Source organism: Curtobacterium pusillum (assembly GCF_007673235.1).
In the GTDB taxonomy this organism is placed as follows: domain Bacteria; phylum Actinomycetota; class Actinomycetes; order Actinomycetales; family Microbacteriaceae; genus Curtobacterium; species Curtobacterium pusillum_C.
This window is the reverse complement of sequence record NZ_VDZH01000006.1, coordinates 14,759-34,376: the sequence shown is the minus strand read 5'-3', so window position 1 is coordinate 34,376 and position 19,618 is coordinate 14,759. Positions and strand designations below refer to the sequence as shown.

20 protein-coding genes are annotated in these 19,618 nt (G+C 71.9%); 13 read left to right on the top strand and 7 right to left on the bottom strand.

What is annotated here, in order from left to right:
- The first annotated feature begins 15 nt into the window (after positions 1-15).
- From FS532_RS16015 to FS532_RS16005, 3 genes are read left to right on the top strand one after another with little or no spacing between them, the layout of a single operon-like run.
- On the top strand, positions 16-696 hold the full coding sequence (locus FS532_RS16015) for a hypothetical protein (RefSeq protein WP_144756575.1): 681 nt from the start codon (positions 16-18) through the stop codon (positions 694-696).
- Positions 693-1,124 carry a phage holin family protein gene (locus tag FS532_RS16010; protein ID WP_144756573.1) on the top strand — a complete coding sequence of 144 codons (432 nt, stop codon included), beginning with the start codon at positions 693-695 and terminating at the stop codon, positions 1,122-1,124. The genes FS532_RS16015 and FS532_RS16010 overlap by 4 nt, the downstream gene beginning before the upstream one ends.
- A complete protein-coding gene (locus tag FS532_RS16005) occupies positions 1,121-1,645 on the top strand; it encodes a DUF3618 domain-containing protein (RefSeq protein ID WP_144756571.1) in 525 nt (174 codons plus the stop codon). Before FS532_RS16010 ends, FS532_RS16005 begins: the two co-directional genes overlap by 4 nt.
- 68 nt (positions 1,646-1,713) lie before the next feature.
- Here the strand turns inward: FS532_RS16005 and FS532_RS16000 are convergent, their stop codons facing one another.
- Genes FS532_RS16000 through FS532_RS15975 form a run of 6 tightly spaced genes read right to left on the bottom strand, consistent with a single transcriptional unit; the run spans position 1,714 to position 9,486 of the window.
- The gene (locus FS532_RS16000; RefSeq protein ID WP_144756569.1) at positions 1,714-2,904 is read right to left on the bottom strand and encodes an aminotransferase-like domain-containing protein; all 1,191 of its coding nucleotides are present in this window, start codon (positions 2,902-2,904) and stop codon (positions 1,714-1,716) included.
- Positions 2,905-2,914: 10 nt separating this feature from the next.
- Positions 2,915-4,531, bottom strand: coding sequence for a dipeptide ABC transporter ATP-binding protein (locus FS532_RS15995; RefSeq protein WP_144756567.1), 1,617 nt, complete (start codon positions 4,529-4,531; stop codon positions 2,915-2,917).
- Positions 4,528-5,394 (bottom strand): ABC transporter permease, encoded by an 867-nt coding sequence (locus FS532_RS15990; RefSeq protein WP_144756565.1) that lies wholly within the window; start codon positions 5,392-5,394, stop codon positions 4,528-4,530. The genes FS532_RS15995 and FS532_RS15990 overlap by 4 nt, the downstream gene beginning before the upstream one ends.
- A complete protein-coding gene (locus tag FS532_RS15985) occupies positions 5,391-6,371 on the bottom strand; it encodes an ABC transporter permease (RefSeq protein ID WP_260852777.1) in 981 nt (326 codons plus the stop codon). The genes FS532_RS15990 and FS532_RS15985 overlap by 4 nt, the downstream gene beginning before the upstream one ends.
- 2 nt (positions 6,372-6,373) lie before the next feature.
- Positions 6,374-8,017 carry an ABC transporter substrate-binding protein gene (locus FS532_RS15980; RefSeq protein ID WP_144756563.1) on the bottom strand — a complete coding sequence of 548 codons (1,644 nt, stop codon included), beginning with the start codon at positions 8,015-8,017 and terminating at the stop codon, positions 6,374-6,376.
- Positions 8,018-8,070: 53 nt separating this feature from the next.
- Entirely contained in the window at positions 8,071-9,486 is a 1,416-nt protein-coding gene (locus tag FS532_RS15975; protein ID WP_144756561.1) for an FAD-binding oxidoreductase, read from the bottom strand.
- A 198-nt stretch (positions 9,487-9,684) separates the two neighbouring features.
- On the opposite strand from FS532_RS15975, the gene FS532_RS15970 reads away from it, so the two are divergent.
- The 7 genes from FS532_RS15970 to FS532_RS15940 are packed head-to-tail and all read left to right on the top strand — an operon-like array spanning position 9,685 to position 14,909.
- The gene (locus FS532_RS15970; protein ID WP_144756559.1) at positions 9,685-10,116 is read left to right on the top strand and encodes a MarR family winged helix-turn-helix transcriptional regulator; all 432 of its coding nucleotides are present in this window, start codon (positions 9,685-9,687) and stop codon (positions 10,114-10,116) included.
- Positions 10,117-10,173: 57 nt separating this feature from the next.
- A complete protein-coding gene (locus FS532_RS15965) occupies positions 10,174-10,815 on the top strand; it encodes an MBL fold metallo-hydrolase (RefSeq protein ID WP_144756557.1) in 642 nt (213 codons plus the stop codon).
- 54 nt (positions 10,816-10,869) lie between these two features.
- Positions 10,870-11,559: an HAD family hydrolase gene (locus tag FS532_RS15960; RefSeq protein WP_144756555.1), complete on the top strand. Its 690-nt coding sequence runs from the start codon at positions 10,870-10,872 to the stop codon at positions 11,557-11,559.
- A complete protein-coding gene (locus FS532_RS15955) occupies positions 11,556-12,068 on the top strand; it encodes a VOC family protein (protein WP_144756553.1) in 513 nt (170 codons plus the stop codon). The genes FS532_RS15960 and FS532_RS15955 overlap by 4 nt, the downstream gene beginning before the upstream one ends.
- 14 nt (positions 12,069-12,082) lie before the next feature.
- Positions 12,083-12,565 carry a GNAT family N-acetyltransferase gene (locus FS532_RS15950; RefSeq protein WP_260852776.1) on the top strand — a complete coding sequence of 161 codons (483 nt, stop codon included), beginning with the start codon at positions 12,083-12,085 and terminating at the stop codon, positions 12,563-12,565.
- Between the two features lie 47 nt (positions 12,566-12,612).
- Positions 12,613-13,233, top strand: a complete 621-nt coding sequence (locus tag FS532_RS15945) for a TetR/AcrR family transcriptional regulator (RefSeq protein ID WP_260852775.1) — start codon at positions 12,613-12,615, stop codon at positions 13,231-13,233.
- Positions 13,230-14,909: an MDR family MFS transporter gene (locus FS532_RS15940; RefSeq protein ID WP_144756552.1), complete on the top strand. Its 1,680-nt coding sequence runs from the start codon at positions 13,230-13,232 to the stop codon at positions 14,907-14,909. The genes FS532_RS15945 and FS532_RS15940 overlap by 4 nt, the downstream gene beginning before the upstream one ends.
- 234 nt (positions 14,910-15,143) lie before the next feature.
- On the opposite strand, the gene FS532_RS15935 is transcribed toward FS532_RS15940, so the two are convergent.
- Positions 15,144-16,142, bottom strand: coding sequence for a LacI family DNA-binding transcriptional regulator (locus tag FS532_RS15935; RefSeq protein ID WP_260852774.1), 999 nt, complete (start codon positions 16,140-16,142; stop codon positions 15,144-15,146).
- Between the two features lie 187 nt (positions 16,143-16,329).
- Here FS532_RS15935 and uriH point away from each other — a divergent pair, with 187 nt between their 5' ends.
- Genes uriH through FS532_RS15920 form a run of 3 tightly spaced genes read left to right on the top strand, consistent with a single transcriptional unit; the run spans position 16,330 to position 19,609 of the window.
- Entirely contained in the window at positions 16,330-17,340 is a 1,011-nt protein-coding gene (uriH, locus tag FS532_RS15930; RefSeq protein WP_144756550.1) for a uridine-preferring nucleoside hydrolase UriH, read from the top strand.
- Positions 17,341-17,345: 5 nt separating this feature from the next.
- Positions 17,346-18,755, top strand: a complete 1,410-nt coding sequence (gene uriT, locus FS532_RS15925; RefSeq protein WP_144756548.1) for a uridine transporter UriT — start codon at positions 17,346-17,348, stop codon at positions 18,753-18,755.
- On the top strand, positions 18,752-19,609 hold the full coding sequence (locus FS532_RS15920; protein ID WP_144756546.1) for a ribokinase: 858 nt from the start codon (positions 18,752-18,754) through the stop codon (positions 19,607-19,609). The genes uriT and FS532_RS15920 overlap by 4 nt, the downstream gene beginning before the upstream one ends.
- Positions 19,610-19,618: the final 9 nt, after the last annotated feature.

Genomic DNA, 19,618 nt, shown 5'->3' with positions numbered 1-19,618 from the left:
ACCGGAAGGCCGACCATGAGCACGATCCCACCCGCCGGCGCGACCGGCACCCCGATCCCACCCGCCGGCGCGACCGGCACCCCGATCCACGACCGGACGGCGGCCACGGAGGGACACGAGGTCCACCCCGGCGTCACGGTGCCCTCGTACGCCGACGGCACGCCGGCGCCCCGACCTGCCGACGCGTCCGGATCCCACACGTCCGAGTCCGGCACGGCCGGAGCGACGAAGGATGCTGCACGGGACGTCGCGGGCGATGCGAAGGACAAGGCCTCCGACGTCGCCGGCACCGCCAAGGAGCAGGTCGCGAACGTCGCGTCCGAGGCGACCGACCACGCGAAGCAGCTGTACGCCCAGGCGTCCGAGACCCTCAAGGACCAGGCAGCGGACCAGCAGCAGCGCGCTGCCGGCGGCCTGCGGAGCCTCGGCGAGCAGCTGGGACGCATGGCCGCCAGTGACGACGAGCAGGGTGTGGCCTCGCGGCTCGTCCAGGACCTCTCCGGGCGTGCCGACTCGTTCGCCGGGTACCTCGAGCAGCGTGACCCGGGCTCGCTCCTCGCCGAGGTGAAGTCCTTCGCGGCGAAGCGCCCGGGGACGTTCATCGCGCTCGCGGCGGGTGCGGGCATCCTCGCGGGTCGCCTGACCAAGGCCCTCGCGACCGAGGCGAAGCACGAGCACGAAGCGGACGGCGCATGACCCACACCGCACCCCCGGGAGCGCCCGGGCCCGAGGAGCGGGCCGCCACCACACCGCTGGGCGAGCTGCTCTCCGACGTCTCACGCGACCTCTCACAGCTGTTCCGGCAGGAGGTCACGCTCGCGAAGGCCGAACTCACCGCCTCGGCGAAACAGGCCGGCAAGGGAGCGGGGATGTTCGGCGGCGCCGGGCTCACCGCGGTCTTCGCCCTGCTGTTCCTGTCGATCGCCGCGTGGTGGGGCCTCGGGTACCTGATCGGCAACGCCTGGTCCGGTCTCGTCATCGGAGTCGTCTACGCCGTCGTCGCGGCGGTCCTCGCACTGCGCGGCCGCCGGGAACTCCAGCAGATCCAGGGCGCCCCGCAGACGGTCGAGACCGTCAAGGAAGTCCCCGAAGCACTCAAGCCCACCACCGGGAGGAAGCCATGAGCACCCCAGACGAGATCCGCGCCGAGATCGAGCGCACCCGCGGCGAACTGGGCTCCGACGTCGACGCCCTCGCCGACAAGGTCAGCCCGTCGTCCATCGCCCACCGGCAGACCGCGAAGGTGAAGGACCGCATCCAGGACGTCCGCGAGTCCGTGATGGGCGGCGGCTCCCCGAAGGACACCGCGCAGCGCGGCGTCGAGAAGGCGAAGGGCAACCCGCTCGCCATCGGTCTCATCGCGTTCGGCGCGGGCTGGCTCGTGTCGTCGCTCATCCCGACCTCCGACAAGGAGGAGCAGCTCGCCGGCGATCTGAAGGACAAGGCCGGACCCCTCGTCGAGGACGTCAAGGAGCAGGCGAAGGACGTCGGTTCGCAGCTCGGTGGCGCCGCGAAGGAGCACGCGCAGGACCTCGGCGGCACCGCGAGGGACGCCGCGCAGACGGTCAAGGACGAGGCGCAGGGCGCCGCGTCCGACGTCGAGGACCACGCCCGGGGCGCTGCGGACGACGTGCGCAGCAGCTGACGCTGCACCGACGGACTGGAGGCGCGGTGCCAGCTGGCACCGCGCCTCCCGTCCCTCTGCTGGTCACCTCACAAGCGCGCGACGGCCTGCCCCAGGCGCGTCGCCGCCAGACGCAGCCGCTCCTCGTCGACGTGGCCGTACGCGAGCCGGAGGTGCCGGTCCGCGTCGGTGCCCGGCCCGGAGGGGAAGAACCCGCCGCGCTGGTACTCGACGCCCTCGGCGCTCGCCGCCGCTGCGAGGGCGTCGGCGTCGATCCGGTCGTCGGCGATCCGCGGCCAGAGGAACAGCCCGCCGCCGGGGACGGTCGCCTCGAAGACGCCGGGGGCCGCGTCGGCGAGTGCCGAGGCGAGCGTCTCGGCGCGGGACCGGTACAGCGCGCGAGCACGGTCGAGGGTGCGGTCGAACAGGGTCTCGTCCGCGGTCACGAGCTCGCCGATGACGGCCTGCACGAACGTCGAGCTGTGCGAGTCCTGCCGGCTCCGGAGCGCGACGACGTCGCCCGCGAAGCGCTCCGGCACGACGATCCACCCCAGCCGGAGCCCGGGGCCGAGCGTCTTCGTGAACGTGTTGACGTGCACGACGTGCTCGGAGTGGTTGAAGGCGTCGACGGGCTCGGGGCCGTCGCCGTACCAGAGCTCGCGGTAGGGGTTGTCGGCGAACACCACGAAGTCGTGGTGTTCGGCGAGGGCGACGAGGCGCTCCCGCTCGGCGGCCGGCAGCGTGCCCTGCGTCGGGTTGTGGAAATCCGGCACGGTGTAGAGCGCACGGGGTCGAGCGCCGGCCTCCAGCTCGCGTTCGAGGGCGTCGAGGTCGAGTCCGTCGGGACCCACCGGGATCGGCAGTGTCCGTGCGTCGGACAGTTCCAGCCCGCGGAGGAACAGCGGGAACACCGGGTTGTCGACCGCCACGAGGTCACCGCGCTCGAGGACGACCTGGATCGCCAGGGCGAGACCGTGGAAGCCGCCGTTCGTGATGACGATCCGGTCGACGGGGACACCCTCGCGCGCGGCGATCCACTCGCGGATCGGGGAGATGCCGGCGGTCCGGGAGTACTGCAGCGCGGGCAGTCCGGGACGGGACAGGACGCGCGCGGTGGCCTCGGCGAGCTCGGCCGCGGGCAGCACGCCCGGGTCGGGGATGCCGCCGAGCAGCTCGATCGCGTCGGGCCGCGGGTCGCGCAGCGTCTGGTCGCCGAACCCCTTCGGCGCGGTGAACGCCCGGATGAGGGACGGCTTGAGGCCGGCGGTGGTGGTCGTCATGGCTTCTCCTTCAGCTGGCTGCCGGGACGGCGTCGAGCAGGGTGCGCGTGTACTCGTGCTCCGGGTCGTGGAACACCTGTTCCACCGGCCCGGACTCGACGACCCGGCCGTGCCGCAGCACCGTGACGGTGTCCGCGACCTGCCGCACGAGGGCGAGGTCGTGCGAGACGAACAGGTAGGTCAGTCCGAGTTCCCGCTGCAGCCGTGTGAGCAGCCCGATGATCCCGGCCTGCACGGTGACGTCGAGCGCGCTCGTCGGTTCGTCGAGCACGACCACCTCGGGCCGGAGCACGAGGGCACGGGCGATCGCGACCCGCTGCCGCTGCCCGCCGGACAGGTCGGTGGGGCGGCGACGCAGGTACCGCTCGTCCAGGCCGACGGACTCGAGTGCCTCACGGACGGCCGCTGCCCGGGACGCGCGGGTACCGATCCGGAAGCGGTCGAGCGGTTCGCCGACGATCCGACGGACCTGCCACGTCGGGTCGAGCGACGTGAACGGGTTCTGGTAGACGAGCTGCAGCTGCCGGCGGACCCGGCGCAGCTCGGCCCTCGAGCGCCCGTGCACCTCGGCGCCGTCGACGGCGATGACCCCGGCGTCGGGGCGTTCGAGGCCGAGCAGCATGCGGACGGTGGTGGTCTTGCCGGAGCCGGACTCGCCGACGAGCGCGTGTGTGGTCCCGGCGCGGACGTCGAACGAGACCCCGTCGACGGCCCGGACCGTGCGGTCGCCCTGGCCGTAGTGGCGGGCGACCCCGGACACCGAGACGTGCGCGGGGCGATCGGTGCCGGCGCCGGTGCGGTCGACGTCGCTGGACCGGTACCGGTCCGGGCTGAGCGCGGGCACGTCGGCGCGCAGCAGTCGGGCGTACTCGGACTTCGGGGCGCGGAACACCTCGGCGGCGGGACCCTGCTCCTCGACGACGCCGTCCCGCAGCACGACGAGGTCGTCGGCCCGTTCGGCCGCGACGGCGAGGTCGTGCGTGATGAACAGCAGACTGATCCCCCGCTCGGCCCGGAGCTGCTGGAGCAGGTCGAGGATCCGCTTCTGGATCGTCACGTCCAGGGCGCTCGTCGGCTCGTCGGCGACGACCAGGTCCGGCTCGGGCAGGACGGTGAGGCCGATGAGCACGCGCTGGAGCATGCCGCCGGACAGCTCGTGCGGGTACGACCGCCACACCCGCTCGGGATCGGTGAGCCCGACGCGCTCGAAGACGGCGAGGACCGCGGCCCGTCGCGCCCCGGCGGTGGGGGCGTCGGTGAGGGCGGCCGCCTCGAGCGCCTGCGACCCGATCGTCCGGACCGGGTTCAGTGCGGTCGCGGGGTCCTGCGGGATGAACCCGATCCGGCGTCCGCGCAGCGCCCGGAAGCGCTGGTCGGGCAGCGTGACGAGGTCGTCGCCCGCGAAGTCCGCCGAGCCGCTGACCGTCGACCCCGCGGGCAGCAGGCCGAGCACCGCCTTCGCGATCGTCGACTTGCCCGACCCGGACTCGCCGATCAGTGCGACGGTCCGCCCGCGGCGGACCGCGAAGTCGACGCCGTGCACGACTTCGGTCCCGCCGTACGCGACCGTCAACCCGCGCACCGTGAGCAGCGTGTCCGTGGTGATCCGTTCCTCCAGGACCGTCATGACCGACCTGCCTTCCGCAGCCAGCGGCTGATCCGGTTCACCGAGAGCACGGTGAGGACGATGACGGCCGCCGGGGCGTACACGAGCCACGGTGCCGTCGGGTACGTCTTGCCGGAGGCCACCAGGAGCCCCCAGTCCGACGCGGGTGGGGCGTCGCCGTAGCCGAGGAAGGCGAGCGACGCGATCACCAGGATCGACGTGCCGATGTTGAGCACGGCCAGCGCGAGCACCGACCGGTACGCGTTCGGCAGCACGTGCCGGAACAGGGCGTGCGCGCCGGAGCCACCGACGAGGGTCGAGGCCTCGACGAACGTCGCCCCCCGCGCCTTGAGCGTCTCCGCGCGGGCGAGCCGGGCGAAGGCCGCGACGGCCGAGATGCCCGTGGCGATCGCGGCGTTGATCGTGTGGAAACCGAGCGAGCTGACGATGACCACCGCCAGCAGGAACCCCGGGATCGCGAGCAGGACGTCCACGACGCGCCCGAGCAGGACGTCGACCCAGCCGCGCAGGAACCCGCTCGCGAGCCCGATGAGACCACCGATCACGAGGCCGATGGCCACCGCGACCAGTGCGCTCGTCACCGAGGACGCCGTGCCGTGCACCACGCGGGCGTACAGGTCGCGGCCGAGGTAGTCGGTGCCGAACCAGTGCGCGGCCGACGGTGCCTGCAGCTTCGCGGCCGTGTCCCCGGTGACGGCGCTCTGGCCGGTGAACAGGCTGGGTGCGACCGACCACAGCAGCACGACCACGAGCACCGCGAACGAGAGCAGCACGGTCGGTGGGACGGCCAGGCGGCGACGGCGCTCCCCCGCCCGCACCGCTGGCGTCGTGGCCACCCGGACGGTGGTGAGGTCCGCGCTCATGCCGGCACCAGCTCCGTCGCGGTGCGTGCCTTCGTCGACGTCGTCCGCAGCGAGATGCGGGGGTCGAGCAACGGCGACACGAGGTCGGCGATGAGGTTCACGACCACGAACACCACCGCGGCCAGCGACACGACGGCCTGCAGCACCGGGACGTCCTGTGTCGTGACGGCCTTCTGCACGACCACGCCGATGCCGTCCCGACCGAAGATCGTCTCGGTGATCACGGACCCGCCGAGCAGTTCCCCGACGACGAGCGCCACCATCGTCACCGCGGGCAGCAGCGACGGCTTGACCAGGTGCCGGGCGAACAGGCCTGCCTGCGAGAGTCCCCGGGAGCGCGCGACGATCGCGTACTCCTGCCGGGACTCGTGGTCGAGGTTCGCGATGAGGACCTCGGCGAGCGGTGCCGACACCGGGATCGCCAGCGTGACGGCCGCGAAGAACGTCGCCACGGGGCTGTCCGGCTCGATCACCGCGAAGGCGTGCAGCTGGAACGCGAACCACGAGATGAGCACCAGGCCGATCACGAAGTTCGGCACGGACAGGAAGAACGACGGCACCGACCGCAGCGCGTTCCGGAGCCAGGCGCCCGGGGCGTACTGCGAGCCGTACGCGATGGCGACCGCGAAGACGATCGACACGAGCAGGGCCGAGCCGGCGAGCACGAGCGTCGACGGCAACGAGCCCGCGATGACCTGCGTGACGGGCAGGTTCGACTGCAACGAGAACCCGAGCTGTCCGACCACGAACCGGGACAGCGACAGCCAGAGCTGGAGGAGCACGGGCTGGTCGAGGCCGTAGTAGGACACGATCTTCGCGATGTCCTGCTCACTGAGGCCGCTCTGGGGGTCGCGCAGCGCGTTCGTGACCGCGTCGCCGGGCAGCACGGTGATCACCAGGAACGTGAGCACGTACGCCAGCAGGACCACGACGAGGGCCTGCGCGACCCGCAGCAGCGCGTAACGGAGGTACGACACGGCTACCGCTCGATCCAGGCGGTCGCGAAGTTCGCGTAGGCGAGGCCGTTGTACTTCGTCCCGTGCACCTTCGGCGAGATGAGGTACAGGCGCTGGACGAGCTGCACCGTCGGGACGAAGTAGCCCTGCTCGAGCACGTACTGCTGCAGTTCGGCGGCGACCTTCTTCCGGGCGGTCTCGTCCGAGGCGGTGGCCACGGCGGTGGACAGCTCGTTGAGCGTCGCGTCGCTGGAGCCGAGGCCGAACCAGTCCTCGCCGCCGTTCTGGCTGGTGAGCACGCCGGCGACCGTCCCGACGTCGACGAAGCTGCGGGAGGTCTGGTAGAGCGGCGGGTTGGAGGCCTGCACCGCGGCGTACCCGGCGACGTCGACGACCTTGAGTCGGACCTTGACGCCGATCTTCGCGAGCTGCTGCGCGATCAGTTCGTCCTCGGCCTGCGTCGACGGCACGTACGGGTTCGGGGAGAGCGTGAACTCGAGGTCCTTGCCGTCCTTCGACCGGACACCGTCGGAGCCGGTCGTCCACCCGGCGTCGTCGAGCAGCTGCTCGGCGCGGTCCGGGTCGTAGGCGAGCAGCTTCGACTCGTCGGCGACCTCCGGGACGTTGCCCTGGATGAACGACGTCGCGGCCTGCCAGTCCGACATGTAGACGGTCTTCAGGATCGCCTTCCGGTCGATGCCGATCTGGATCGCCTTGCGGACCGCGGCGTCGTTCGTCGGGAACGCGGTGGTGTCGACCTTGAAGCCGTCGGTGAACCCGAGGTACCGCGGGGTGTCGACCGTGAAGCCCTGCGACTTCAGCGAGTCGATCTCCTGCGGCTCGACGTTGAACGACACGTCCGCCTGACCTGCGACGACCGCCTGTGTCCGGACCGACTCGTCCTTGATCACCTTGTAGGTCAGGGTGTCGAGGTACGGCGCACCGGTGTGGCCGAGCGCCGCGGGTCCCCAGTCGTAGTCCTTCCGCTTCGCCAGGACGTACTCCTCGCCCTCCTTGTAGGACTCGACCGTGAACGGTCCGGAGCCGATCTCCTTCGACAGGTCGGCCTGCTGGTCGACGGGCAGCGCCAGGGTCTTCGGCGACAGCAGGATCGAGCCGTGGTACCCGAGCGTCGGGATGAACCCGAGGGCGGGTGACGAGAAGTCGACCTGGACGGTGTGGTCGTCGGTCGCCTTCGCCCCGACGAACGTGCTCGACGGGAAGAGGCCCACCTTGCTGATGCCCCGGTCTGCGTCGCCGTGGGCCCAGAGGTCGATGTTGTCGACCACGGCCTGGGCGTCGAGCGCGGTGCCGTCCGAGAACGTCACGCCCTTCTCGAGGTGCAGCGTGAAGTGCTTCGCGTCGTCGGACTGGTCCCAGCTCGTGGCGATCCACGGGCTGGTCTTCCCCTTCGCGTCGACGTACACGAGCTTGTCGGTGATCTCGCCCCAGAGGTTCCCCTCGTAGCTCGAGATCGCGCTCTTGCTCGACACGAACCCGTTGTCGTAGCCCTGGATGAGGAAGGTGAGGTTGCCGCCCTCGACGGGCTTGCCGTCCGACGTCGACGATGCCTGCGAGCCGGACGAGCACGCGGTGAGGACGAGGGCCGCCGCAGCGGCGATCGCGAGACCGGCGAGGGGCCGGCGCCAGCGGGGTGAATCGGTCATGGGGGTTCCTGTCAGGGTCGGGTGGAGCGCGGGTCGGTTCCGGGTGGAGCGGGTCAGATGGCCTTGCCGGGGTTGAGCAGCCCGGCCGGGTCGAGGGCGTCCTTGAGCGCCCGCTGGGCGGCGAGGTGCCGCGGCGACAGCTCGAGCGCCGCCCACTCCCGCTTCACCGTGCCGATGCCGTGCTCTCCGGTGACGGTGCCGCCGGCGGCGAGGGCGATGCGGACGAGTTCGGTCGCGGCCTCGTCGAGGGCAGCCGGGCGGTCGGCGGGGTCGGCGTCGCCGATGGCCCTCGTGATCGCGGGGTGGAGGTTGCCGTCCCCCGCGTGCGACACCGCGGAGACGCGCACATCGAAGCGCTCCTCGAGCTCGGCGAACCGGGAGTACACGTCGCGCAGGCGGGACTTCGGTACGGCGATGTCCTCGCCGACGAACCACTGCGGCTCGGTGTGCCCGCGGCCGTGCCGGCGGAGCTCCCACAGGGCGTGGCCGTCCTCGGCGGTCTCGGCGGTCACGACCGCACCGGACGAGGTCAGTGCCGTGGTGAGGTCGGCGGTCTGCTCGTCGATGCCGTAGCCGTCGAGCTCGACGAGCACGAGCGACGCGCCCCGGTCCCGCAGCGCGGTGCCGCTGAAGGCGTCGATCGCGGTGAGGCTCGGCTCGTCGAAGAACTCCACGACGGTGGGCCGGACGGGTGAGCGGGTGATCGCGTCGAGTCCGTCGAGCCCCGCCGACGTGCTCGGGAAGAACGCGGAGACGGTCCGGCGGGCGACCGGGATCGGCCGGAGCCGGACGATCGCGCGGACGACGATGCCGAGCACGCCCTCGGAGCCGACGAACAACGAGGTCAGGTCGAGGCCGTTGACGCCCTTGACCGACCGGTGGCCGACGGACACCAGGCTGCCGTCCGCGAGCACCACGTCGAGGCCGAGCACCGACTCCCGCGTCACGCCGTACCCCGCGCAGCGCAGGCCGCCGGCGTTCGTCGCGATGTTGCCGCCGATCGTCGAGATCTCGAAGCTGGCCGGGTCGGGTGCGTAGAACAGCCCGTACGGCTCCAGGTGGGCGTTGAGCGCCGCGTTGACGACGCCGGGTTCGACGACGGCGACCTCGTCGAGCGGAGCGACCTCGACGATGCGGTCGAGGCGTTCGGTCGACACGACGAGTTGGTCCCGGGTCGCGGTGGCGCCGCCGGAGAGCCCGGAGCCGGCACCCCGGGGCACGATCGAGACGCCGTGTTCGCCGGCGAGCCGGACGACTGCCTGCACCGCAGCGGCGTCGGACGGGAACGCCACGGCCGGCCCGTCGCCCTCGACGGGCGCACCGTTCCGGGGCGTGGTCCCGGCGTCGTAGCGGTAGGCGCTCGTCGCGCGGCCGGCGGGCCGCACCTCGATGTCGGGGTGCAGTCGTCCGAGCGCGTCGACCAGGTCCGCTGCGCGGTCGGTCCGGGCGGGTGCGGTGGTGGTGGTCATGGGACCCGATGATCGGGTCGCCGGTGCGGGCTCCGCACGCTCGGTGACGGGTCGTGTCCCCGGGTTGCGTCGCGTTGCGTCTGGGGCCGCTGATCCGGCCTGGAGGCGCGTCACACTTCGTCGTGCAGCGGTCCGTCCGGCAGCGGGTTACGTCCGGCGTCGCCGCCGGTGCCGGGGTCCGGCGGTACGGTCGAGGGCATGACGACGACCCCGGACGACCTCGCCGAGGAGCTCCGCGAGTCGATCGGGCGGATCGTGCGGGCCACCAGGGCACTCACCGACGAGCTGCCGCAGGCGCAGAGCGCGAGCCTGGGGCTGCTCGACCGGCAGGGGCCGCAGACCATCGCGGAGCTCGCCCGTGCCCGTGGGGTGAAGCACCAGGGGCAGTCGCGGACGGTGGCGGAGCTCGAGGAGCGCGGGTTCGTCGAGCGAGGGGTCGCGGACGGCGACCGGCGGGTCTCGGTGATCCGGCTGACGGACGCCGGTCGCACGGTCATGCTGCGGGAGCGCAGCGCCCGGGCCGGGACGTTCGCGTCCGTGATCGGTTCCGAGCTGTCCGAGGCGGACCGTGCGGCGCTCGCCCGGGTGCCGGAGCTGTTCCACCGCATCGCGGCACGGCTCGAACGGTGAACGACCTCTCATCCTGATCGACCCGGAGATGTACAACACGGTTGTAGACTCGAGGGCATGGAGCTGACGAAGTACAACCACGCCACCGTCGTCCTCGAGCAGGACGGCGCCACCCTCGTCATCGACCCGGGCACGTTCACGCCGGAGGGTGCCGACCTCGCGACGGCAGCCGTCGCCGTCCTCGTGACCCACGAGCACTTCGACCACTTCGACGTCGACGCCGTCCGTGCCGCCCTCGACGCGAACGACGCGCTCGTCGTCCGTGGCCCCGCCGCGATCGTCGACCAGCTCGGCGCCCACGACGGCCGCGTCGCCGCCGTCTCCGCCGGTGACGCGTTCGAGGTCGGCCCGTTCTCCGTGCAGGTCTTCGGCGAGGAGCACGCCGTCATCCACGGCGACATCCCGACCATCGCGAACGTCGGCTACCTCGTGAACGGCGTCGTCTTCCACCCCGGTGACGCCTACCTCGTGCCCGGCGTCCCGGTGCAGACCCTGCTGCTGCCGACCAGCGGCCCGTGGACGAGCACCGCCGAGGCCGTCGACTACGTCCGCGCGGTCTCGCCGGAGCGCGCCGTGCAGATCCACGAGGCGATGCTCAGCGAGCTCGGACAGCAGTCCGCCGCGCGGTTCCTCGGCCCGGACGGCCTCGGACCGGTGCCGGTGCAGATCCTGCCCGCAGGCGAATCGATCACCGTCTGACGGACGCGGGTCGCCCCTGGGAGGCGATCCGTGCCTCCAGGCCAGGGTGGAGGGATGCCGGACGCACCCTCCACCGCTGTCCTGTTCGACATCGACGGGACCCTCGTCGACTCGAACTACGCCCACATCGACGCCTGGTGGCGCGCGTTCCTGGCGGTCGGCGAGTCCGTCGACGCCTGGCACATCCACCGGGCGATCGGCATGGACTCCGCGAAGCTGCTCGAGGAACTGCTCCCGGACGCCTCGGACGACACCTGGGGCACCGCGAAGCAGTACCACTCGGCGTACTTCGCCGAGCACCAGCCGCGGCTCCGACTGCTCCCGGGGGCGCGCGAGCTCCTGCAGGCGGTCGCCGAGGCCGGGCACGCCGTGGTCCTCGCGACCAGTGCTCCGGAGGACGAGCTCGTGCGGCTGCGGGAGCTGCTGGACGCCGAGCGGTGGATCGCGGCCGTGACGAGCTCCGAGGACGTCGAGCAGGCCAAACCGGACCCCGGGATCATCCAGGTCGCGCTCCGCAAGGCCGGCGTCGACGCCGACGCCGCGGTCATGGTGGGCGACGCGATGTGGGACGTCGAGTCGTCCGGCCGGGTCGGCGTGACCTGCATCGGCGTGATGACCGGTGGGATCGGCGGCGACGAACTCCGCGGTGCCGGTGCGGCCGAGGTGTACGACGACGCGGCAGCGGTGCTCGCCGCGTTCCGTGCCGGCGACGGCCCGATCGCGGCGTTGGCGGAGGCCGCGTGAGCGTCCGGGGCATCGACCACGTCGGCGTGACCGTGCCCGACGTCGAGGCCGCCACCGACTTCCTCGTCCGGGCCTTCGACGCCGAGGTGCTGTACGACACGCTGCGTGCCGACGAGCCGCCGAAGGAGGGGCCGGCGACCACCGGTCGTCTCGGCGTGCCCGGTACCGCTCGTGAGGTCCGGATCCGGATGCTCGCCATGCCCGGCGGTCCGGGCATCGAGCTGTTCGCGTTCGACCACGTCGACCAGGACGACCCCGCGGTGCCGTCGGACCTGGGCTGGCAGCACCTCGCGCTGTACGTCGACGACCTCGACGCCACCCTCGAGCGGGTCGTCACCGCCGGGGCCACCGCGCTCGGGGAGCCGCGACCGCTGCCGGGCCCCGAGGCCGGAGACCGCAACCGGTTCGTCTACGTCCGCACACCGTGGGGCAGCACCGTCGAACTCCTGACCTACCCGGACCCGCAGCCCTACGAGGAGCAGACGTCGCGCCGACGCTGGCATCCGTGACAGGATCGTCCGTCGTGATCACGATCGAACGCGTCGCGTGGGAGGACCCCCGAGGAGTGGCGCTCCGCGCCCGCATGGACGAGGAGATGCACGAGCGCTACGGCGCGTCGAACGGCGACGAGGACCCGGCGGTGACGGCCGAGCGTGGCCGGGCGCTCGCCGTGGACCCGGCGACGATCATCACCTCGCTGCTCGCGATCGACGAGGACGGCGAGGCCCTCGGGCACATCGCCGTCCGACGACTCGGCGACGAGGTCGAGCTGAAGCGCCTCATCGTGCTCGCCGCCGCGCGGGGCAAGGGTGCGGCGACCGCCCTGCTCGCCGAGGGGGAGCAGATCGCACGGGAGCAGGGGGCGCAGCGGCTCATCCTGCAGACGGGCGACAAGCAGCCCGAGGCCGTGGCGCTCTACGAGAAGACCGGCTGGACGCGGATCCCGGTGTACGAGCCCTACGCCGCGACGATGCCGTGGTCGTTCTGCTTCGAGAAGGCGCTGTAACCCGACCTCTCGTTGCACTTTCAGGTACAGAGTGCAATTCTTGCTCGGTGAGCACCACCGAACGCACCCGCGCGCTGCGCCGACGCATGATCGTCGAAGCACGCCGTTCGACGGTTGAGCACGGGCTGCACGGCTTCACGATCGAGCAGCTCTGCGAGACCGTCGGGGTGTCCCGGCGCACGTTCTTCAACCACTTCGCGTCGAAGGACGACGCCGTGCTCGGCATCGAGATCAACGCCGACGTCGAGGCGATCGACGAGTACGCCGCGGGCGGGATCGTCCCCGGCGACCTCGACCCGCTCGGCTCGATCGTCGCGCTGGCGATCGACCAGTTCCACCGCGTCGGCATCGACCGTGCGGACGAGGCCCTCGTCCGTCGGGTGTTCGAGCGGGAGCCGGCGCTCGTCGCCCGTTTCCTCTCCGCGACCGACGTGCAGCTCGCCCGGATCACCGAGGCCGTGCGGCAGCGGTTCGGCTGGGGCGACCCCGCTGACCGACGTGCACGGCTGGTCACCGAGGCGGCGGCCGCACTGCTCAAGGTCACCGCCGAGACGTTCTTCGACGACGCCTTCGACGAAGCGACCGGGCCGCCGTTCGACGAGCTGCTCACCACGAACCTCCGCCTGCTGAGGGCGGCCATCACGACCGGACAGGACACCACTCCATGAGCGCCACCGCGCCGGGCACGACCAAGCGTGCTCGCCCAGGCTCCGACGGGCCGCTGCTCCTCACGCAGCGCCGGATCTGGATCATCTTCTCCGCGCTCATCGCGGGGATGCTGCTCTCCAGCCTCGACCAGACCATCGTCTCCACGGCGATGCCCACCATCGTCGGCGAGCTCGGCGGCGTCGCACACCAGGCATGGCTGACCACGGGCTACCTGCTCGCCTCCACCATCGTCATGCCCGTGTACGGCAAGTTCGGTGACGTCCTCGGTCGCCGCAACCTGTTCCTCATCGCGATCGCCCTGTTCACGATCGCGTCCGCAGGCTGTGCCTTCGCCGGCGACTTCACGCAGCTCGTCGTGTTCCGTGCGATGCAGGGCCTCGGCGGTGGCGGTCTGATGATCCTGTCGCAGGCGATCATCGCCGACATCGTGCCGGCTTCCCAGCGCGGCAAGTACCTCGGCCCGCTCGGCGCGATCTTCGGCCTGTCGGCGATCGGCGGCCCGCTGCTCGGCGGCTTCTTCGTCGACCACCTCACCTGGAACTGGGCGTTCTACATCAACATCCCGGTCGGCATCGCGGCGTTCTTCGTCGCCTGGTTCGCGCTCACGCTGCCGAGCAAGAAGGCGACGAAGCGCATCGACGTGCTCGGCGTGCTGTTCATGTCCGCCGCGACGACGTGCCTCGTGTTCTTCTCGGAGTTCGGCGGCAGCAAGGACCACGGCTGGGACGTCCCCGAGACCTGGGCCTGGTTCGCCGGTCTCGTCGTGTCGGCCGCGCTCCTCGTGCTCGTCGAGTCGCGTGCGGCGGACCCGGTCCTGCCGCTGTCGTTCTTCAAGAACCGGACCTTCCTGCTCGCGACCGGCATCGGCCTCGTGCTCGGCATCGGCATGTTCGCGGCGATCGGCTTCGTCCCGACGTTCCTGCAGATGGCGTCGGGCACCTCGGCCGCGGTCTCGGGTCTGCTGATGCTGCCGATGATGGTCGGCCTGATCGGCACCTCGATCGCGTCCGGCAACCTGATCACGAAGACCGGCCGCTACCGGATGTTCCCGATCATCGGCACGATCCTCGTCGCCCTCGCGATGCTGGCCATGACCCAGCTCGCGGCGGACACCCCGATCTGGCTGATCTGCGCGTACCTGTTCGTCTTCGGTGCGGGCCTCGGCCTCATCATGCAGGTGGTCGTCCTCGTGGCGCAGAACGCCGTGCCCGCCGAGCAGGTGGGCACCGCGACGTCGACGAACAACTACTTCCGTGAGGTCGGCGCCTCCCTCGGCACCGCCGTGTTCGGAGCGCTCTTCACGGCCCGGCTCACGACGTCGCTCACCGACGTGTTCCGCGGGGCCGGTGGTTCGGCGACCGATGCCGCGTCGTCGGCGGGCAGCATCGACCCCGCGACGGTGGCGAAGCTGCCCGAGGCCGTGCAGGACGGCATCGTGAACGCGTACGCCGACTCGCTGGCGCCGGTGTTCTGGTACCTGCTGCCGTTCATCGCGGTGGCGTTCCTGCTCGCCCTGTTCCTGCCGCAGATCAAGCTCTCCGACACGGCCGGCATGGTCGCCCGCGGCGAGGCGGTCGGCGGTGACGAGGCCGACGAGCTCGAGCGTGCGCAGCGCGCGGGCCACGCGGCTCCGGCCGCGGAGCAGGCCGCGCCGGCGGAGCAAGCCGACCGGTAGGCCGGCCCGCCCACCTTCGCGAAAGCGACAGTTCTCCGCGGAACATCCGCGGAGAACTGTCGCTTTCGCGGTCTCGCCGGTCACCGTCCGCGGGATCTGTCGCCTTGGCGGGGTGGTCGCGACCACCGCCGGCCTGGAGGCGCGGGGTGGCCCCGCACCGTGCCTCCAGGCCGCCGCTCCACGCGCCCACGGCCCCGTCGTCGCTTTTCGGGACAGGAACCGCGGCGCGGCGCGCTACGCGCCCGTGCTCGCGCGGCGCACGAGGCGCGCGGGCAGCACGGCGACTTCGGGCGCGGTGCCGTCGAGCGTCGCGAGCAGCCGCAGCGCCGCTGCGCGGCCGAGGTCCGCGCCCGGGAGCGCGACGCTCGTCAGGGCCGGCGCGGTGACCGAGGACGACGGCAGGTCGTCGAAGCCGGCGACCGCCAGTTCCCCGGGGACCGCGATGCCGAGCCGCCCGGCGACCCGGAGCACCCCGTACGCCAGGGTGTCGGCGGCCGCGACGACCGCCGTGACGTCGTCGTCCTGCCAGGCCTCGAGGACGTGCTCCGTCGCCGATGCCGCAGCGTCCACCGTGAGGTCGGCCCGGGCGGTGACCTCGGAGACCGCGATGCCGACCGCGGCGCACTCCTGCTCGAAGAGCTCCCGACGGACGCCGAACGTCGCCGCCCGCGAGGTCCCGTCGAGGTAGCCGACGCGCCGGTGCCCGCGCTCGTGCAGGTGCGCGACGAGTTCGTGCACGCCGGGGGAGAGGTCGTAGTTGACGGCCTCCTCGCCACCGGGGGCGTCGAGCAGCACCACGGGCACGGTGGCGGTCATGGCCTCGCCGGCGGCCGGGGCGTCGACGAGGATCCCCGCCGGCCGGAGTCGTTCGAAGCGCCGGACGTCCGCGGCCACGGGCTGCGCGCCGCGTTCGGTCACGGAGAGCACGAGCTGGAAGCGGTCGCCGACGGTGTCCCGGACACCGCGGATGACCTCGGCGAAGAACGGGTTCGACAGGTCCGGGGCGATGAGGACGACGAGGTCGCCGGAGCCCCGCGCCAGCGAGCTCGCCGCGTGGTCGACCACGTAGCCGAGGGCATCGACGGCGTCGCGCACCCGTGTGGCGATCGGCTCGGAGACCCGCCCGCGCTCCTTGCCGTTCACGACGAGGGAGACGGTGGCGATGCTCGTGCCGGCGCGCTCGGCCACCATCGCTGCGGTCACACGGCGGCCGGGAGCGGCGGAGGATGGCACCCGACGATGCTACCGACCGGCGGTGCGCGAGGCCGGGCGCCGCGTCGGACGTGCCGCTCTGACTTGACGTCAAACGCTTGACGTGTTCTGATGTCAAACGCTTGACGTGCCGCGGGAGCTGATCCTCCGCCGCGGATCCCCACCACGTCGGGCCCAGACCTCATCCCCAAGGAAGTGGAGCACGCCAGTGTCCGACGTTCATGCGCCAGCGAAGATCATCCTCGACTGCGACCCCGGCCACGACGACGCCGTCGCCATCCTGCTGGCCCACGGCAACCCGGACATCGAGCTCCTGGCCGTGACGACCGTCGTCGGGAACCAGACGCTCCCGAAGGTCACCCGCAACGCCCTCGCCGTCGCCCGCATCGCCGGGATCACCGGGGTGCCGTTCGCCGCCGGCGCCGACCGCCCGCTGCTGCGCGAGATCGAGGTCGCGCCGGACATCCACGGCGAGAGCGGTCTCGACGGTCCGATGCTCCCGGAGCCGTCGTTCGAACTGGACGAGCGGCACGCGGTCGACCTCATCATCGAGACCGTCATGGCACACGAGCCCGGCACCGTCACCCTCGTGCCGACCGGTGGCCTGACGAACATCGCCCTCGCGGCCCGCAAGGAGCCCCGCATCGTCGAGCGCGTCAAGCAGGTCGTGCTCATGGGCGGCGGCGTGCACGTCGGCAACTGGAGCCCGGTCGCCGAGTTCAACATCGTCATCGACCCAGAGGCCGCCTCGATCGTCTTCGACGCGGGCTGGGACGTCGTCATGGTCGGCCTCGACCTGACGCACCAGGCGCTCGCCACCCCGGAGGTCGCCGCGCGCATCGCCGCCGTCGGCACCGCGCCGGCCGCGTTCGTCGGCGAACTGCTCGACTTCTTCGGCCAGACGTACAAGGACGCCCAGGGATTCGACGCCCCGCCCGTGCACGACCCCTGCGCCGTCGCGTACGTCATCGACCCGACCGTCGTCCGTGCCGTGAAGGTCCCGATCCACATCGAGACGCAGGGCGCCCTGACCCTCGGCATGACCGTCGCCGACTTCCGCGCGCCCGCGCCGGAGGACTGCCGCACGAGCGCCGCGATGGAGCTCGACCACGGCCGGTTCTGGGATCTCGTGGTCGACGCCCTCGAGCGCATCGGCGAGACCCCGGACACGGGCTGGACCCCTCGGACCGCAACCACCACGACCACCACGGAGCACTGACCCCCATGACCACCACATCGACGAAGAAGTCGATCGGCGCCCTCACCGCCGCGCTCCTCGCTGCCTGCATCGCGTTCCAGCTCAACGCGAGCATGCTCAGCCCCGCCCTGGTCACGATGGCGCGCGAGCTGCACGCCGACGACGCCACGATCGGCCTGTCGCAGACGCTGTTCTTCACCCTGGCCGCGCTGTTCTCGCTGTTCCTGCCGCGCCTGTCCGACATCGTCGGTCGCAAGCGCGTCCTGCTCGGCATGCTCGCGGTGATGCTCGTCGGCAGCGTGGTCGCCGCCCTCGCGGTCAACGTGCCGATGCTGTTCGTCGGTCGCATGATCCAGGGCGTGACCGGTCCGGTCGTGCCGATCGGGCTGCTCATCCTCCGCAACGAGATCGCCGACCCGAAGCGATACGGCGCCGCGCTCGGTCTCCTCACCGCGGTGAACGGCGGCATCGCCGGCGTCGACGCCCTGGCGGGCGGCTGGATCGCGACGCACTTCGGGTTCCGCGGGATCTTCTGGGTCATCGCGATCGTCACGGTCATCGCGGCGGTCATGGTCGCGGCGTGGGGCGTCGAGTCGAAGCCGTCCGCCGGCACCCGGATGGACTGGTGGGGCGTGCTCCCGCTCGTCATCAGCGTCGGTGCACTGCTCACCGCGTTCAACGAGGCGGGCAAGCTCGCCGCGGCGAACTGGGGGCTCGTGGTCGGCGGGATCGTTCTGGCACTCGTGGCCTTCGGCGTCTTCTGGGCGGTCGAGTCGCGGGTGCGCGAGCCGCTCGTCGAGACGCGGTTCCTCAAGCGCCGTGCGACCTGGGCGCTCCTCGTCACGACCCTGCTCACCATGACGGGTGTGTTCGCCGTCGTGAACGGCCTCGTCACGAGCCTCGCGCAGAACCAGGACGCGGGCTTCGGCATGGAAGCCGACCTCGCCTCGCTCGCGTTCCTCACCCCGTACGCGCTGGTCGGCTGGGTCGTCGGCCCGTTCGCCGGCCGGCTCGCGCCGACCCTCGGCTACCGCGCCGTGCTGCGCGTCGGTCTGGTCGGCAGCATCGTCGCGACCGTGGTCATGGCACTGGTCGGCGTGCACTCGCTGCCGGTGCTCATCGCGGCGACGGTCCTGATCGGCATCACCTACGCCGGCATCGCGAACATCATCCTGAACGGCCTCGGCATCGTGCTGTCGCCGGACTCGAACCCGGGCTTCCTGCCCGGTCTCAACGCGGGTGCGTTCAACCTCGGTGCCGGCATCAGCTTCGCCGTCCTGCCGGCGCTGCAGATCGCGCTCGGGACCGGCGGGTCCGCGGGCACCGCCGGGTACTCCGGTGGCATGCTGCTCGGTGCCGTCATCACCTGCGCGGCACTCGCCACGTCCTTCCTCATCCCGCGCCCGGCCTCGGCCGAGACAGGAGTCGCCGCATGACCGGCATCGTCGTCGTGGGGAGCCTCAACGCGGACCTCGTGGTCCGCACGGAGCGCTTCCCGAAGCCCGGTGAGACCCTCCAGGGGTCCGACCTCGCCATCCTGCCGGGGGGCAAGTCCGCCAACCAGGCAGTGGCTGCCGGGAGGCTCGGGGGCGCGGTGCGCATGATCGGTGCGGTCGGCGACGACGGTAACGGTGCACTGCTCCGCGACTCCGTCGCGGCGGCGGGTGTCGACACGACGCACGTCGCCGTCCGGGAGGGCGTGGCCACCGGCACCGCCGTCATCACGGTCGACGGCGCGGGGGAGAACACCATCGTGATCTCCGCCGGCGCGAACGGCACGCTGACGCCTTCGGACGTGCCGTCGGATGCCTTCGAGGGCGCCGGTGTGCTCGGCCTCTGCCTCGAGGTCTCGATCGACGTCGTCCTCGCCGCCGCCCGGGCCGCTCGTGCCGCGGGCGTCACGGTGCTGACGAACCTGTCCCCGTTCGGTGCCGTGCCGGCCGAGCTCCTCGAACTGACCGACGTGCTGCTGGTGAACGAGCACGAGGCAGCCGAGCTCGGGGACCACGGTGTCCAGCGGTCGATCGTGACCCGGGGTGGCGCGGGCTGCACCGTGCACGACGGCGACGACGATCCGGTGTCGATCGACGCCGTGCGGGTCGAGCCGGTCGACACGACGGGCTGCGGCGATGCGTTCATGGGTGCGGTCGCGCTGCGGCTCGCGGCGGGGGACGCCCTCGTCGACGCGGCTCGGTTCGCCGTCGGTGTCGGGGCGTACGCCGCGACGAAGGCGGGCGCACAGGCGTCGTACCCGACCACCGCGGAACTGGAGTCGTTCCTGGCCCGGTGATACGTGCCT

Bases quoted from the DNA above. Each gene is read 5' to 3' on its own strand.
- FS532_RS16015 (WP_144756575.1), top strand. From the start codon at position 16: ATGAGCACGATCCCACCCGCCGGCGCGACCGGCACCCCGATCCCACCC.
- FS532_RS16010 (WP_144756573.1), top strand. From the start codon at position 693: ATGACCCACACCGCACCCCCGGGAGCGCCCGGGCCCGAGGAGCGGGCC.
- FS532_RS16005 (WP_144756571.1), top strand. From the start codon at position 1,121: ATGAGCACCCCAGACGAGATCCGCGCCGAGATCGAGCGCACCCGCGGC.
- FS532_RS16000 (WP_144756569.1), bottom strand. From the start codon at position 2,904: ATGACGACCACCACCGCCGGCCTCAAGCCGTCCCTCATCCGGGCGTTC.
- FS532_RS15995 (WP_144756567.1), bottom strand. From the start codon at position 4,531: ATGACGGTCCTGGAGGAACGGATCACCACGGACACGCTGCTCACGGTG.
- FS532_RS15990 (WP_144756565.1), bottom strand. From the start codon at position 5,394: ATGAGCGCGGACCTCACCACCGTCCGGGTGGCCACGACGCCAGCGGTG.
- FS532_RS15980 (WP_144756563.1), bottom strand. From the start codon at position 8,017: ATGACCGATTCACCCCGCTGGCGCCGGCCCCTCGCCGGTCTCGCGATC.
- FS532_RS15975 (WP_144756561.1), bottom strand. From the start codon at position 9,486: ATGACCACCACCACCGCACCCGCCCGGACCGACCGCGCAGCGGACCTG.
- FS532_RS15970 (WP_144756559.1), top strand. From the start codon at position 9,685: ATGACGACGACCCCGGACGACCTCGCCGAGGAGCTCCGCGAGTCGATC.
- FS532_RS15965 (WP_144756557.1), top strand. From the start codon at position 10,174: ATGGAGCTGACGAAGTACAACCACGCCACCGTCGTCCTCGAGCAGGAC.
- FS532_RS15960 (WP_144756555.1), top strand. From the start codon at position 10,870: ATGCCGGACGCACCCTCCACCGCTGTCCTGTTCGACATCGACGGGACC.
- FS532_RS15940 (WP_144756552.1), top strand. From the start codon at position 13,230: ATGAGCGCCACCGCGCCGGGCACGACCAAGCGTGCTCGCCCAGGCTCC.
- uriT (WP_144756548.1), top strand. From the start codon at position 17,346: ATGACCACCACATCGACGAAGAAGTCGATCGGCGCCCTCACCGCCGCG.
- FS532_RS15920 (WP_144756546.1), top strand. From the start codon at position 18,752: ATGACCGGCATCGTCGTCGTGGGGAGCCTCAACGCGGACCTCGTGGTC.